At 73.4% G+C, this 13,594-nt stretch carries 13 protein-coding genes; 9 read left to right on the forward strand and 4 right to left on the reverse strand.

Features of this window, described 5'->3' with window-relative positions; genetic code table 11:
* Nucleotides 1-84 precede the first annotated feature (84 nt).
* On the forward strand, nucleotides 85-903 hold the full coding sequence (locus DVK44_RS30405; protein ID WP_114663837.1) for a pentapeptide repeat-containing protein: 819 nt from the start codon (nucleotides 85-87) through the stop codon (nucleotides 901-903).
* 4 nt (nucleotides 904-907) lie between these two features.
* On the opposite strand, the gene DVK44_RS30410 is transcribed toward DVK44_RS30405, so the two are convergent.
* Complete coding sequence (locus DVK44_RS30410; protein WP_114663838.1) at nucleotides 908-2,284, reverse strand: D-alanyl-D-alanine carboxypeptidase family protein; 1,377 nt, start codon at nucleotides 2,282-2,284, stop codon at nucleotides 908-910.
* A 159-nt stretch (nucleotides 2,285-2,443) separates the two neighbouring features.
* Nucleotides 2,444-3,484 carry a helix-turn-helix transcriptional regulator gene (locus DVK44_RS30415; RefSeq protein WP_114663839.1) on the reverse strand — a complete coding sequence of 347 codons (1,041 nt, stop codon included), beginning with the start codon at nucleotides 3,482-3,484 and terminating at the stop codon, nucleotides 2,444-2,446.
* Nucleotides 3,485-3,826: 342 nt separating this feature from the next.
* Here DVK44_RS30415 and DVK44_RS30420 point away from each other — a divergent pair, with 342 nt between their 5' ends.
* Nucleotides 3,827-6,019 (forward strand): tetratricopeptide repeat protein, encoded by a 2,193-nt coding sequence (locus DVK44_RS30420; protein ID WP_114663840.1) that lies wholly within the window; start codon nucleotides 3,827-3,829, stop codon nucleotides 6,017-6,019.
* Here the strand turns inward: DVK44_RS30420 and DVK44_RS30425 are convergent.
* Both DVK44_RS30425 and DVK44_RS30430 read right to left on the reverse strand, forming a co-directional pair.
* Nucleotides 6,000-7,817: a hypothetical protein gene (locus DVK44_RS30425; protein ID WP_114663841.1), complete on the reverse strand. Its 1,818-nt coding sequence runs from the start codon at nucleotides 7,815-7,817 to the stop codon at nucleotides 6,000-6,002. The two genes, DVK44_RS30420 and DVK44_RS30425, sit on opposite strands and share 20 nt — an antisense overlap.
* 85 nt (nucleotides 7,818-7,902) lie before the next feature.
* Nucleotides 7,903-8,268: a hypothetical protein gene (locus DVK44_RS30430; protein ID WP_114663842.1), complete on the reverse strand. Its 366-nt coding sequence runs from the start codon at nucleotides 8,266-8,268 to the stop codon at nucleotides 7,903-7,905.
* Between the two features lie 147 nt (nucleotides 8,269-8,415).
* Here DVK44_RS30430 and DVK44_RS30435 point away from each other — a divergent pair, with 147 nt between their 5' ends.
* From DVK44_RS30435 to DVK44_RS30465, 7 genes are all read left to right on the forward strand, one after another.
* Entirely contained in the window at nucleotides 8,416-8,775 is a 360-nt protein-coding gene (locus DVK44_RS30435; protein WP_181957565.1) for a hypothetical protein, read from the forward strand.
* Nucleotides 8,772-9,617, forward strand: a complete 846-nt coding sequence (locus DVK44_RS30440; protein WP_181957566.1) for a hypothetical protein — start codon at nucleotides 8,772-8,774, stop codon at nucleotides 9,615-9,617. Before DVK44_RS30435 ends, DVK44_RS30440 begins: the two co-directional genes overlap by 4 nt.
* 129 nt (nucleotides 9,618-9,746) lie before the next feature.
* Entirely contained in the window at nucleotides 9,747-10,154 is a 408-nt protein-coding gene (locus DVK44_RS30445; protein WP_114663844.1) for a roadblock/LC7 domain-containing protein, read from the forward strand.
* 291 nt (nucleotides 10,155-10,445) lie between these two features.
* Nucleotides 10,446-12,188: a sensor histidine kinase gene (locus DVK44_RS30450; RefSeq protein WP_114663845.1), complete on the forward strand. Its 1,743-nt coding sequence runs from the start codon at nucleotides 10,446-10,448 to the stop codon at nucleotides 12,186-12,188.
* Entirely contained in the window at nucleotides 12,185-12,592 is a 408-nt protein-coding gene (locus DVK44_RS30455; protein ID WP_114663846.1) for a roadblock/LC7 domain-containing protein, read from the forward strand. Before DVK44_RS30450 ends, DVK44_RS30455 begins: the two co-directional genes overlap by 4 nt.
* Complete coding sequence (locus tag DVK44_RS30460) at nucleotides 12,589-12,975, forward strand: DUF742 domain-containing protein (protein ID WP_114663847.1); 387 nt, start codon at nucleotides 12,589-12,591, stop codon at nucleotides 12,973-12,975. The genes DVK44_RS30455 and DVK44_RS30460 overlap by 4 nt, the downstream gene beginning before the upstream one ends.
* Nucleotides 12,956-13,570 carry a GTP-binding protein gene (locus DVK44_RS30465; protein WP_114663848.1) on the forward strand — a complete coding sequence of 205 codons (615 nt, stop codon included), beginning with the start codon at nucleotides 12,956-12,958 and terminating at the stop codon, nucleotides 13,568-13,570. Before DVK44_RS30460 ends, DVK44_RS30465 begins: the two co-directional genes overlap by 20 nt.
* Nucleotides 13,571-13,594: the final 24 nt, after the last annotated feature.

Consider the following 13,594-nt stretch of genomic DNA (forward strand, 5'->3'; position numbering starts at 1 on the left):
CACCGCCCCTCGCCCGTACGCCCTCGCGCCCGTCCCCCCCGTCGCCCCCCCTTTGTCGTTCCGCGCCGTTCCCAGGAGAGTGCCTTGCCCGACACGTCAGCCCCGGACCTGCGCGCCGACTGTGAGAACTGCTTCGGACTGTGCTGTGTCGCGCTGACCTTCTCGGTCTCGGCGGACTTCCCGGTCGACAAGAAGGCGGGCGATCCCTGCCGCAATCTGCGCACGGACTTCCGCTGCGGCATTCACACCACCCTGCGCCGGAGCGGCTTCCAGGGCTGCACGGTGTACGACTGCTTCGGCGCCGGCCAGAAGATCTCCCAGGTCACCTTCGGCGGCCGGGACTGGCGGCAGGCCCCGGAGACCGCCGAGCAGATGTTCGCCGTCCTCCCGGTGATGCGCCAGCTCCACGAACTGCTCAGCTATCTGCGCGAGGCCCTGACCCTGGAGCCGGCGCGCTCCCTGCACCCCGAGATCCGCCGCGCCCTCGACACGACCGAACGTCTGACCCTGACGGACCCCCAGGCGCTGCTGGAACTGGACGTGGCCGCGCGGCGCGCGGCCGTCAACCCGCTCCTGCTGCGGACGAGCGAGCTGGTACGGGCACAGGTGCCCCGGGCCCGCGGCAGGAAGACCGACCGCAGGGGCGCCGATCTCTTCGGCGCGAAGCTGAAGGGCGCGGACCTGCGCGGCGCCGATCTGCGCGGGGCGTATCTGATCGCGGCGGATCTGCGAGGCGCGGATCTGCGGCAGGCCGATCTGATCGGGGCCGACCTCAGGGACGCGGATCTGCGCGGCGCCGATCTGACCGGGAGCATCTTCCTGGCGCAGACGCAGGTGAACGCGGCGAAGGGCGACGCGGCGACGGTCCTGCCGCCCGGCGTCACCCGCCCCGCCCACTGGTAGCCCGTCACCCGGTTTCCGCCCGGCGCCGCCGTGACCGGCGTACGACCGCCAGGGCGACCGCCGCGAGACAGGCGCCGCCGATGAGAACCACCGGAAACACATACCCGGACCGGGAGTCCGTCTCTTCGGCGGCGGAGGAGGCGTGCACGGCGGACTCGGCCGCCCGCCCCGGCCCCGTCGGCCGCGCCGCTCCGGCGGGCGCCGCCCGCAGCGCTCTCGCGATCGGGCTCTTCTTCCGGCCGTCCGGGTCCTCGTCGCCCGGCCGCACGGGCGGCAGCGGTGGCAGGGGCGGCGCGGGCGGCTGGAGCGATCCCACCGGAGTGACGTGCTTCCCGGACTCGAAGCCCCAGTCCAGCAGCGACCTGGCCTCCTCGTAGACCTCGAACCCGCCGCCCCACTGCGGGTTCATCACCGTCACCAGCAGGGTGCGGTCACCGCGCTTGGCCGCGGCGATCAGGGTGTGGCCCGCCCCGGAGGTGTAACCGTTCTTGACACCGATCAGCCCCGGATACGGAGTGACCCCGTCGGTGCCGCTCAGCAGACGGTTGGTGTTGACGATGCCGAACGAGCCACCGCCGTCCGCCGGGAACTGGGCGTCGACCGTCGAGCTGTACCGTACGAACTCCGGCGAGGCCAGCCCCGTACGGCCGAAGACCGCCAGGTCGTACGCCGAGGTGACCTGGTCCTCCGCGTCGTAGCCGTCCGGCGAGACGACATGGGTGTCCAGCGCGCCCAGCAGCTTCGCCTTCGCGCGCATCTGGGTGACCGTCGCGTCCCAGCCGCCGTTCATCTCGGCGAGCGCGCGGACCGCGTCGTTGCCGGAGCTGAGGAAGACCCCCCGCCACAGGTCCGCCACCTCGTACGACTCGCCCGGCACGATCCCCACCAGGCTGCTGCCCGGTCCGATGTCGGCCAGCTCGTCCTCGGTGACCGTGTGCCGGGCGTGTTCGGGCAGCCGGGGCAGGGCGGTGATCGCGAAGAGCGTCTTGAGGGTGCTCGCCGGGGGCAGCTTGAGATGCGCGTTCCGGGCCGCGAGCACCTCACCCGTACGGGCGTCGGCGATCAGCCAGGACAGCGCGGACACCTCGCTCGGCGGCGGGGTGCCGCGCGCGGGCCGGACCTGGGTCCCGGAGCGGTGGAGCAGCGAGTTGTCCGCGGGGGCGGCGGGGGCCGCCGGGGCGGGGGAGGCCGGCGGGTCCGAGAAGGCGGTGGAGCCCGCCACCGCCACCGCGGGGGCGCCGGGCAGACCGGGCGCCCGTACGACCGGATCGCTTCCGGAGTCCGCGGCGGCCGACGCGGCCGCGGGCAGGAGGACCAGCAGGCCGGTGGCGAGGGCCACGGTGCCGGAGAGCGCGGAGCGCGTCACGGATCTGGTGATCATTCCGCCACGGTAGGAACGGACGGCGTTCCGCGCCCCTCGCGTGGGCCGACCGGAGGTATCCCCGTCCCGCGGGGCCGGTCAGTGAAGGGCGCGCGGCCGACACCCGATCGGGTGGTTCGGCGGCCCGGCGCTGCCTCTCACTGCCTCGCTCACTCCGTCTCACTCCGCGGCGGGAGCGTGCTCGGCGTGCGGAAGGTGTTCCGTGTGCTGGATGTGATCGGCCCGCTGGATGGGTTCCGGGTGTTCCGCGTCCTCGGCGAACGGGGCGGGCGGCGCGGCCGGGGCGGTCATGATGTCCGTGCCGATCACGTCGAGCAGCCGCAGCTTCTCCGCCGCCTCGGAGCCGGGCGCCGCCGAGTAGGCGGAGATCCGCAGGTCACAGCCCGGCACGGTGAACGTGTCGCGGTCGACGGTCAGCGGTCCGACGTCGGGGTGCAGGACGGTGCTGATCCCGGTGGAGTGCGAACCGGCGATACGGGAGTTCCACAGCGCCCCGAACCGGGCGCTCGCGCGCCGCAGTTCCCCGATGAGGAAGCGCAGCCGTACATCGGTCGGGTAGTGCACCGTCGCGGCCCGCAGATCCGCGACGAGGGCGGCCTCGAAGCCCGCCTCCTGCTCGGGGGTGTGGGTGACCCGGCTGGGCTGGCCGGTGAAGTGCTGCCAGGCCGCGTTGCGGCCGCGCGCCGGGATCCCGGACGGGTCGCCGACGAGGGCGGCCCACAGCGGATTCCAGGTCAGCAGGTTCCAGGAGGCGTCGTAGACCCCGACGGGTGTCCCGCCGAGCCGTCCGAGCAGCCGCCGCACACTGGGCGGGACCAGCTCCGAGACCCGGCCCAGCGCGGGCGGGGACTGCCCGGCGAGCAGGAAGAGATGACGGCGTTCGTCCTCGGAGAGCCGTAGCGCACGCGCCAGCGAGGCGAGGACCTGGGCCGACGGGGAGGTGGCGCGCCCCTCCTCCAGCCGGCCGAGATAGTCCATGGACAGACCGGTCAGCCGGGCCAGCTCCGTCAGCCCCAGCCCCGCCGGCCGCTCGCCGCCCGCTCCCGGGGTCTCGTCGGGCTCCCCGGCTTCCTTGGGCTCCCCGGCTCTTCCGGCTGCTCCGGACTCACGCGACGCGTCGGCGGGCGGCCCGGTCTCGGCCGAGGGGATCCGGTCACGCCAGCGGTGCAGGGCCGTGCCCAGCTCTCCGTGTCGGGTCATGGAGTCAGTATCAGCGGGTACGGCCGCTTCCGCCTGATACCGTCCAGTACTTTCCCGTCCGGTTCCGCTGTTCTCCGCCCGGCCCCGCCGTTTTCCGTGCGCTGCGGCGGCTGGGCGGGCGTCCGGCGGCAGGCGGACCGGTGGCCGTTCCGTACATGATCGGAAGAATCAACGTTCCCGAACGGGGGCCGCCCCAACCGCCGTTGCGCGAAGCGGCGAGTAATCGCCAACCCCCTCCCACCTGGCGCTGATCCGGATTACGGTTGATCCCGATACGTGGCGCGCGGTCCCCTCGGGGGCCGCGCGCCGGACCGGGGTGCGGGGGAGCGGGGGGAGCGGAGCATGCTGGATCCCATGTCGCTGGCGGCGATCACCGCGGTGCTGGGCGCCGTGGGCGCGGGGATGGCCAATGAGGCGGGCAAGTGGGCCTGGGAGTCCGCCGGAGGTCTGGTGCGGCGCATCGCCGGGCGCGAGGTGGTCGCGCCCGCCGGTCCCGCCGAGCTGTCGGCCGTGGCGCGGCTGGTCCACGAGGGCGTGCTGCGGGACCCGGCGTTCGCCCGCGCGTGGGCGGCCTTCGCCCGTACGGCACCCGGGCCCGCGCGTGCCGATTCCATACCGTCGCTGCCGCCGTCCGTCCGCTTCTTCACGGACCGCCGGGCCGCCATGCGGCAGCTCGACCGGGAGGCCCGGCGCAAGGCGGACGGCCGGCCCCGGGTCGCGCTGGTCCACGGACCGGAGGGCATCGGCACCAGCGCGCTCGCCGTCCACTGGGGATGCCGGAGGGCGGACCTCTTCCCCGGCGGACAGCTCTACGCGGATCTGCGCGGAGCCTCGCCGGGGACGGCGGTGGACACCCAGGTGGTGCTGCGGAGCCTCCTCGCTCAACTGGGCATGGCGCAGGACGCGATCCCGCCGGACGCGGCCGACCGCAGGGACGCGTTCCGGCGCTGCGCGGCCGACCGGCGGCTGCTCGTCGTGCTCGACCACGCCCACTCCTCCGCACAGGTCCTGCCGCTGCTGACCTCCGCGCCCGGAGTCCTCACGGTGGTGGTCGCGCGGCGTCCGCTCGCCGGGCTCGACGCCTTCCTCGTCCCGGTCGGGCCGCTCGCCGACAAGGACGCGCGCCGGCTGCTCACGGATCTGGCGGGGGAGGAGACCCTGGCTGGCGCGCGCGACGAGGTGCCGCGTCTGCTGGAGCGGTGCGCCGGTTCGCCGTACGCCCTGCGCGCCGCCGTGCCCCGGCTGACCGACCCCGACGGCTACCCGGACAGCGACCCGGACGGTCCGACGCCCGGTGCCACCGGCCGCGCCGCCGCACTCCGACCGGAGGAGCCGTCCATGGCCGGGACCGACCCCGTGCGCGCCGCCGTCGAGAGTGCCTACCGCGCGCTGGATCCCGGCACGGCCAGGGTCTACCGGCTGATGTCGCTGCGTGCCTGGCCCGCGCTGGATCCGGCGGCGGTCGCCGGAGCGATCGGCCTGCCGGAGGCCGAGGCGGCCCGGTCCCTCGGTGAACTCGCCGACCGTCAGCTGCTGGAGCGGACGGACACCGGCCGGTACCACTACCGTCCGGTGGTCCGCGAGCACGCCGAGTCGGCCGCGGCCGGTGAGGACCGGATCGCGGCCTGCGCGGCGGCCCTCGCCCGCACGGTCCGCCGGTACGCGCGCTTCGCGGCCCGGGCACGGCTGGCCGCCCTGCCGGGTGCGTGGGCGATCGGTCCGCTCTACGAGGAGCTGAGAGGCGGGCCGAGTCCGTACGGGAGCACGGGGGAGGCGCTCGGCGCGCTCGCCGCCGAGCTGGGCAATCTGGTCGAGGCGGTGCACGCGGCCGAGGAGTCCGGCGACGCGGACGCGGTCTTCGCGCTCTGCCAGGCGCTCTGGCCGCTCCAGCTCAAGGCCGGGCACCACGACGTGCTGCTTCCCGCGCTCCGGGCGGGGGTACGGGTGGCCGAGGGCCACTGCCCCGGGACCCGGCAGGCGGGGCGGATGCACTCGCTGCTCGGGCTCGACCTGATGGAGCTGCGGCGCTACGAGGAGGCCGAGGCCGAACTGACCGCCGCCGCCGGGGCCGAGGAGGCGGCAGGGCATCCGCTCGGCCACGCGTCGGCCGTCGAGTCGCTGGGGCTGCTCCGGCTGCGCCAGTGGCGGTTCGCGGAGGCGTACGCGTCGTTCGAGGCGGCGGCGGCCGTCCTCGGACGGATAGCGCCCGAGGACGAGTCGGCGGGACAACTGCCGCGCGCCCACGCCCTGCTGGCGCGGCACCGGGGCCGGGCCCTGCGCGGCCTGGGCGACTTCGAGGGGTCCCGCGCGCTGCTGACGGAGGCGCTGGCGCACTTCCGGTCCACCGGCGAGGCGTACAACACGGCCAGGACGCTGACCGACCTGGCGGAGACCCATCTGGACGAGGACGATCCGGCCGGTGCGCTGCCGCTGATCGACGAGGCGTTGGTCGCGCTGGACAAGGAGGGGGCCGCCCATCACCTCGGGCTGCTGCGGGCGCTGCGGGAGCGCTGCCTCAGCGCGCCCGGGGGGTGACCGGCGCGGGGTCCGCGATTGTCACCGTGACCCGGTGCGTATGCCGGCCGGTCCGTACGGTCAGCCCGGCCGCCGTCAGCTCCTCCACCTTCCCGCCGGCGGCCAGATGGGCGTGGAGGGCGGAGACATGGAGAGCGGGGTCGGCGGCCCAGGCACCCCCGTCGAGCCGCAGCAGCGTCCCTGCGCTGTTCGTGCCGCCTACTCGCGCCAGGCAGGTGCCGGGGCCGGTGATGAACGCCGCGACGGAGCAGTGTGGATGGCGGGTCAGGATCTCGGCGGTCCACCGCTCGGGTCCGCCGAACCGCACATCGTCGGCCGCGCCGTCGCGGAAGATGACATCGGCCAGCGCGAGCCGGCCCGGATCGAGGGTGTCCTCGTGGACGGCGGTATGCGCGTCGCCCTCGCCCGCCGGCTCCGAGCGGGGGTCCGCGTACCGGCTCACCTCGATCCCGCCGTTCGGCGGGAGCCGGGTCACCACCCGTAGGGGCGCGGTCCGGACGGTCCGTTCGTACGGGGGCAGCGGCAGCGGGTCGAGCAGCGCGGGTTCATCCGGTTCGGGGATGCCGATGAGCCGGTAGAAGTGGCGGCGCAGCAGCGTGGCGGCCTCGCCCGGCACCGACGAGACCAGCTCGGCGGGTCCCGGTCCTGACGCTGGCCCCGATCCCGGTCCCGGGCCCGGCCGTGAACCCGGCGCGGAGACGGGTCCGTTCAGCAGGGCGTCCAGTTGCGCGCGCAGCGGGGCGTACGGCGAGAGCCGGGGTGCCCGCCGTACGAACGCGGCGACGGGGGACGCCGCGTCGAGACCGTCCGACGGCTCGGCGCCCATCAGCACGGGAACGCCGAGCGCCGCCGCGTAGTAACTGACGGAGCCCGCGTCCCCGATGACCGCGTCGGCCGCGATCAGCGCCTGGCGCCAGCCCTCCAGCGGGTCCACCAGCGCCAGACCGCCGCGCCGGGCCCGGTCCAGCCAGGCCCGGATCTGTCCGGGCCCGTGACCGTGCCAGATATTGGGGTGCAGGACGGCCGCCACCCGGTACTCGTCGGCGGGGAGTTCGGCGGTCAGCCGAGGCAGCAGCGACGGCAGCACATCGTCCGCGCCACCGTCACCGAAGAGCGCGTCCGGGTTCCAGGTCGAGTTCAGCAGGACGAGCCGCTGGCCGGGCCGTACGTCGAGAGCGCGGCGGAAGCGCTCGCGGTGGGGCAGCGCGGCCAGGATCCGGTCGAAGCAGGGATCCCCGGCGATCACGGCGGTCGGGGCCGCCTCGGGACAGGCGGCGCGCAGCCGGTCCAGCTGTTCGGGGTGGGAGAGCACCATCGCGTCCGCGACGGGCGAGCCGTCCGCGAGCAGCCACTCGGGCGACAGGCCGAACACGGGCGAAGGGCGACCGGTGTCCGGTGTCCGGTGTCCGGTGTCCGGTGTAGCCAGCCTTTTATTATAGCCAACTCCGTGCGACAGCACGGTCAATGGAGCGTCAAGAAGAGGGAGCCGGCCGCCGAAACTGGCCGAGATCGCCAGGTGCGCGGGGAGTGCGAGCGCCTGCTCCCAGGGGAGTACGGGCACACCGGTTTCGGCCATCAGCTCGGCCACGCCCGCCTGGAACGGCGAGGATCCGGTGCAGGTGATGAGCGACTGGACCCGCAGATCGTCCCGGAACAGCGGCAGCACATCGAGCAGCCGGGTCGCCGAGGTCACGTTGTGCACGACGAACAGCACCAGCCGGCACCGTCCCCGTGTCGTCCAGCGCTCCGCGTCCGCGCCCACCGGCACCCGCAGCCAACCGGCCCGCCCCTCGCCCACCCGTCCGCCCCCGCTCCCCGCGTTGTCCGTGACCGGTCACGATATCCACAGGGGACGCCGGGGGAGGGGCGGACGGGACGGCCGGTCAGATCTCCAGTTCGTTCTCGATACGGCGCAGGTTGTGCCGGGCCAGCGCCAGGTTGGCCCGGGAGCGGTCCAGCGCCAGGTAGAGGAAGAGCGAGCCGCGGCTGGCGGCGAGCGGGCGGATCAGGTGGTACTGCTTGCCGAGGGTGATGAGGATGTCCTCGACGATGTCGTCGATGTCCAGCGAGGCCAGGGTGCGCGCCTTGGCCCGTACGACCTCGGTGTTCCCCGCGGCGGCTATCTCCAGGTCGATGCCCTGCCCGCCCCCCAGCATGCCGAGCGACATGCCGCTCTCGTAGTCGACCGCCGCGATCCCGATGGCGCCGTCGATGGTCATTGCCTCTTTGAGTGCGGTGTCAAGGTTCATCGCGGTTCCTGTTCCTCAAGCTGATGGCGCCGGGTCGTCGTGCCGATATCCCGGCAGCAGCGCCACGAAAAGCGCCAAGATCGGTCACTAAAGCGCAAGTTACAGACTAGGCTACTGTGTAATCTGTCTTAAAATGAAGGGGTGACCGTGTCAGCGTTGAAAGCGTCCCTCTCCCGGTTCCTGGAAACTCCCGGAGTCACCGGAGCCGCCCTGGTGGACGCGGTCACCGGTCTCACCTACTGCGCCGTCGGCGACGCGCTGGAGGTCGGGGACGGCGTGGACACCGCGGAAGTGACGGCCGTGATCACCGACCAGGTGGGACGGGCGGGGGACGGAAGCGAGTTGGAGAGCGTGATCGTGACCAGTGCGCGCCGTTATCACGTGGTGCAGACCGTACGGAGAGCCGGGGACCCCCTGCTCCTCGTCGCCTCGCTCGACCGTGAACGGACGAATCTCGCCCTGGCCCTGCGGCAGTTGAACGGTCACGCGGAAGGTGTGCTGGCATGACGACCGGAGACCCGCGCAATGTGCCCGCCCTGCTGCGCCAGTTGCGACAGGACAACTTCAGCGGCACGGTGAGGCTGGCCGGCTCACCTGGAGGAACGATTCACCTCCGGTCCGGACTGGTCAGCGCGATCGAGACTCCGGGCACGCCGTCCGTCGAGTCGGCGCTGCTGAAATCCGGCCGTATCGATGACGAGGTCTGGTCCGCCGCCCTCACCGCCACCCAGGAGACGGACGGTCTCGCCACCGCGCTGGCCGGCCAGGGGCGGATCGGGGAGGCCGAGCTGGAACTGGTCTGCGCCGCGACGGTCTTCGAGGGCGCGTTCGCGCTGTCCCTGGGCAAACCCAGTGAGTGGGAGGTCGCCGAGCCGGCCGCGACCGTACTCTCCCGGCACGGGATCGAGCCGCACGCCCTGGCGGAGGAGACCTCGCGCCGGGTGGCGGTCGTCTCCAAGAAATGGGGCCCGCCGGCCGAGCTGGCCCGGGCGAAGACCCGGCCCGCCGCGGGCGCCGACGGCCGGGCCGCCCGGCTGCCGGCGCGCTACCGGTCCCTGCTCGTCACGGCCAACGGCCGTCGCACGCCCCGCGATCTGGCGTTCACGCTGGGCCGGGGCCTTTTCGGTGTCATGGCGGATCTGATCCGGATGGACGGCCTCGGGCTCATCGAGTGGGACCGCCCGCGCCGGACCGACCGGCCGAGCACCGCCCCCCGGGCCCGCGCCGGACAGCCGGTCGCGGTCCTGCCGGCGCCGGCCGCCTCACTGCCCCGGCGGGTCCGCGGCGCGAGCCCGGACCGGTCGTCCCGCGGTCCGGAGCTGCCCGCCGCACCCCAGGACGGCTTGTAGCGGCTCACCAGATTTCCGCAGCTCACCCGGCCCGGTGACCCGGGGATCGCGATCCCCTTCCGGCCCTGAGCCGCGTACGACGCCCCACGGCACCACCCTCGGCCGGATCATCACCAAGGAGCGCACAGCATGCACGCAGACTCGCCCGTCACGTCCCCCGTCCCGCTCGGCTCGCTGGTCGAGGTGCTGGCCTCGCTGCGGGAGCGGGTGATGGGGGCGTCGGAGAGCGTTCTCTCCACCGCCGACGGCCTGCTGGTGGCCGCCGACACCGACACCGTCCAGCCCGAGGCCATCGCGGCGCTCGCCGCGGCGACGCTCGGCCTCGGCGCGCGGATGGCGCAGCAGGCGGACGCCGGCGCGCTGCGCGATGTCGTCATCCGCTGCGGCGGCGGCCAGGTCATCGTGCTGGCGGTGGGTGACCGGGCGCTGCTCTCCATCCTCGGTGACGAGGGCATCGACGTCGCCGCGCTCCAGCGCCAGGCGCCCGTCATCGTGGAGGAGCTGCTCGGTCTGCTCGCCGCGGACGTCGCTTCGTAACACCGTCATGTAAAGCGCTTCACGAAAGGGGCCGTTCCCGATGGGAACGGCCCCTTCGGCATGTCCGAGGGTGTCACGCTTCGTGCTTTTTCGAAAGCGCTCCGTGCAAACGCGCGAGTCTATGCCCGAAGGTGTGGCCTGTGGGTCAGGTTGCGCGAATAGGCCGAAGTGTCGTTTGTGGCGGGCTAAGCTCTCGCGGAGCGCGCCGAGTTGATACGTAATCAGGCACTTGTTCCCATGCTCCGCGATTGTTCGAATTATCCGACCTGAATCGACCGCCAGAGGGCTCACATGGTTCGAGTTGAAGCACCCCCCATTGATCAGCCGTCCCCCGTCGTGCGCGCGCTCGCCCTTCCCGTCGCCCTGATGGCCGCCGCCACCGCCGTCGTCGTCGCGGCAGCCCCGGACGCCGCGCGCATACCGCTGGTGCTGTACGGCGTGGCCGCCACCGGAGTGGTCGCCTGGTGCGCCGCGGAGCTGGCCCGCCGCCGGATGACCGCCACGCTCCTGCGCGCCCAGCACGCCCACCGCGTCGCCGCCCTGGAGCGGCGCCTCGCCGAACACGACGAGGAGTCCGTACGGCTCGGCAAGGAACTCATGCCGGCCGCGATCCACCGGCTGCGCCAGGGCCAGTCGCCCCAGGAGGTCATGCGCGACATCGTCGACGCCGACGAGCGCTACCGCGAACTGCCCGCCGCCCAGCGCTCCCTGCTGAACTCCGTCCTCAAGATCGTCGACGACGAGGACGCCATGCGCGAGTCCGCGCAGCGCTCCTTCGTGAACATCGCGCGCCGTGTGCAGTCGATCGTCCACCAGCAGGCCAGCGAGCTGCGCGAGATGGAGGAGGCCCACGGCCGCAACCCCGAGGTCTTCGACGATCTGCTGCGCATCGACCACGGCACCGCGCTGATCGGCCGGCTCGCCGACAGCATCGCCGTGCTCGGCAAGGCCCGCCCGGGACGCCAGTGGCCCAAGCCCGTACCGCTGTTCAGTGTGCTGCGCGGGGCGATGTCCCGGATCCTGGAGTACCAGCGCGTCGATCTGCACTCCATCGCCAAGGTCGCCATCGTCGGCACCGCTGTCGAACCCCTCATCCACGCCTGCGCCGAACTCCTCGACAACGCCACCCGCTACTCGCCGCCGCAGACCCGCGTCCATGTCACCGCCGTCGAGGTGCAGACCGGTATCGCGATCGAGATCGAGGACGGCGGCGTCAGCCTCAGCGAGGAGGCCCGCGCCCGGGCCGAGCGCATGCTCGCCAAGGCCCAGGCCGGGATCGACCTCAACGACCTGGGGGAGACCCCCCGGCTCGGGATGGCCGTGGTCGGACGGCTCTGCCAGATGTACCACCTCCAGGTCTCGCTGCGGCAGTCCGCGTACGGCGGCGTCCGCGCCGTCCTCATCGTGCCGCGCGATGTCGTGACCACCGGGCCCGCGCCCGGCATCGCCCACGGCATCGGCGCCACCGCCGGCCCCCGCGGCGTCCCCAACGACCTGCCCACCAAGGACATGCTGCGCCCCGCCCACCGGGTCCGGGCGGTCACCGGCCCCCAGCCGTCGGCCCCGGTCACGGTCCCCAGGCCCGCCGCCGCCCCCGTCGTCGTGCCCGCCATCGAGGACGACGTACCCGTCGTCACCGAGTGGACGGAGAACGGACTGCCCCAGCGGCGCAGCCGCGGCCGCGCCCCGCTCGGCTCCCACAACCTCGGCCTGATCAACAACGGACACGCGTCCGCCGCCGGCGGCACCTACGGCTCCGGCGGCTCGTACGGCACCCCGCCGGCCACCGTCAACGGCGCTCGCCCGGACCGGAGTCCAGCCACCGGCCGGCCCCGGGGACCCGGCACGGACGCCCCCGGCCGGAGCGCCCCCGGCGAGGAGAAGCCAGGCCCCGGCATCTGGCTCGAAGCGTTCACGAAAGCGGTCAACGGCACCCCCCAGGAGCCGTCCGCCGGGGCCGGCGAGCCCCCGGACCGGCGCCCCGGTGACCTCGGCGACTCCGACGACGCGCGCGACAAGGGAGATCTCAAGTGATTCAGCAGCGGGCCAACATGGACTGGATGCTCAAGGAGCTGGCCGACGGCGTGCCGCAGATCCACCAGATCGTGGTGCTCTCCGCGGACGGACTCAGGATCGCCCGGCACGGCGGTGACCCCGACGCCGCCGACCGGCTCGCGGCCGCCTGCGCCGGCCTCCAGAGCCTGGCCGCCGCCGTCGCCGTCGAGATCCCGCACAGCGACGGCCGGATGCGGCTCGTCGTCATCGAGATCGGGGGCGGCTTCTTCTATCTGATGGAGGCCGGAGCCGGCGCCTATCTCGCCGTCCTCGCCGCCGACACGGTCGACGCCGGCCTGGTCGGCGCCCGGATGCGGGACATGGTCGTACGGATCGGCGCCCACCTGACCAGCCCGCCGCGCCACGACGGGCAGGCCGGATGACCGGCCCTCCCGGTCTGCCCGCCCCTCGGGAGCGCCGGCAGCCCGAGACGGATGTCACCGACCCCGGCCGGCTGTACGTGATCACCGGCGGTCCGGACGGCGCCGAGCGCGCGTCCCTCGATCTGGTCACCATGATCATGGCGCGTGACGATCCGTCACCGACGGTCCAGCCGGAACGCGCCGCCATCCTCCGGCTCTGCCGGGCGCCCCTCTCCGTGGCCGAGCTGTCCGCCTATCTCGGCCTCCCGTTCAGCGTGGTGACCGCGCTGCTGACCGAACTCCTGGCGGCCGAACTGGTCGAATCCCGCGAGCCCGTCGTACGCGCCTCGCTCCCCGACCGGTCCCTTCTCGAAGCGGTGATGCATGGACTTCAGAGACTCTGACACGATCACCGGCCCCAGGAGCGAAGACGTCCTGCCCGACACGGCCACCTCCGCGGTGAAGATCGTGATCGTGGGCGGCTTCGGGGTCGGCAAGACGACCATGGTGGGCTCGGTCAGCGAGATCCGGCCGCTCACCACCGAGGAGACCATGACCCAGGCCGGAGTGGGGGTCGACGACAACTCCGGCGTCGAGACCAAGACCGCCACCACCGTCGCCATGGACTTCGGCCGCATCAGCATCAGCGAGCGGCTGGTCCTCTATCTCTTCGGCACCCCCGGCCAGGAACGTTTCTGGTTCCTCTGGAACGGCCTCTTCGAGGGCGCGCTGGGCGCCGTCGTCCTCGTCGACACCCGCCGCCTCGAAGTCAGCTTCGATGTGATCGGACGGCTGGAGGAGCGCGGCGTCCCCTTCGTCGTCGCCGTCAACACCTTCCCGGACGCGCCGCACCACCCCGTCGAGGCGCTGCGGCGGGCCCTCGACCTGCCGGACGAGGTACCGATGATCGACTGCGACGCCCGGCTGCGCGAGTCGAGCCGCGACACCCTGCTCACGCTGATGCGCTATCTGCACGCACTGGCCGTACCGGCGGGCTGATCCGCCGCCGTGAGCCCCCACCAC

The sequence above is a fragment of the Streptomyces paludis genome, from assembly GCF_003344965.1.
Classification (GTDB): Bacteria; Actinomycetota; Actinomycetes; order Streptomycetales; family Streptomycetaceae; genus Streptomyces; species Streptomyces paludis.

What these genes read in the sequence shown, in the direction of transcription:
- DVK44_RS30465 (WP_114663848.1), top strand. Translation starts at nt 12,956, where the DNA reads ATGGACTTCAGAGACTCTGACACGATCACCGGCCCCAGGAGCGAAGAC.
- DVK44_RS30415 (WP_114663839.1), bottom strand. Translation starts at nt 3,484, where the DNA reads ATGACCCGACACGGAGAGCTGGGCACGGCCCTGCACCGCTGGCGTGAC.
- DVK44_RS30430 (WP_114663842.1), bottom strand. Translation starts at nt 8,268, where the DNA reads ATGAACCTTGACACCGCACTCAAAGAGGCAATGACCATCGACGGCGCC.
- DVK44_RS30420 (WP_114663840.1), top strand. Translation starts at nt 3,827, where the DNA reads ATGCTGGATCCCATGTCGCTGGCGGCGATCACCGCGGTGCTGGGCGCC.
- DVK44_RS30450 (WP_114663845.1), top strand. Translation starts at nt 10,446, where the DNA reads ATGGTTCGAGTTGAAGCACCCCCCATTGATCAGCCGTCCCCCGTCGTG.
- DVK44_RS30410 (WP_114663838.1), bottom strand. Translation starts at nt 2,284, where the DNA reads ATGATCACCAGATCCGTGACGCGCTCCGCGCTCTCCGGCACCGTGGCC.
- DVK44_RS30445 (WP_114663844.1), top strand. Translation starts at nt 9,747, where the DNA reads ATGCACGCAGACTCGCCCGTCACGTCCCCCGTCCCGCTCGGCTCGCTG.
- DVK44_RS30460 (WP_114663847.1), top strand. Translation starts at nt 12,589, where the DNA reads ATGACCGGCCCTCCCGGTCTGCCCGCCCCTCGGGAGCGCCGGCAGCCC.
- DVK44_RS30440 (WP_181957566.1), top strand. Translation starts at nt 8,772, where the DNA reads ATGACGACCGGAGACCCGCGCAATGTGCCCGCCCTGCTGCGCCAGTTG.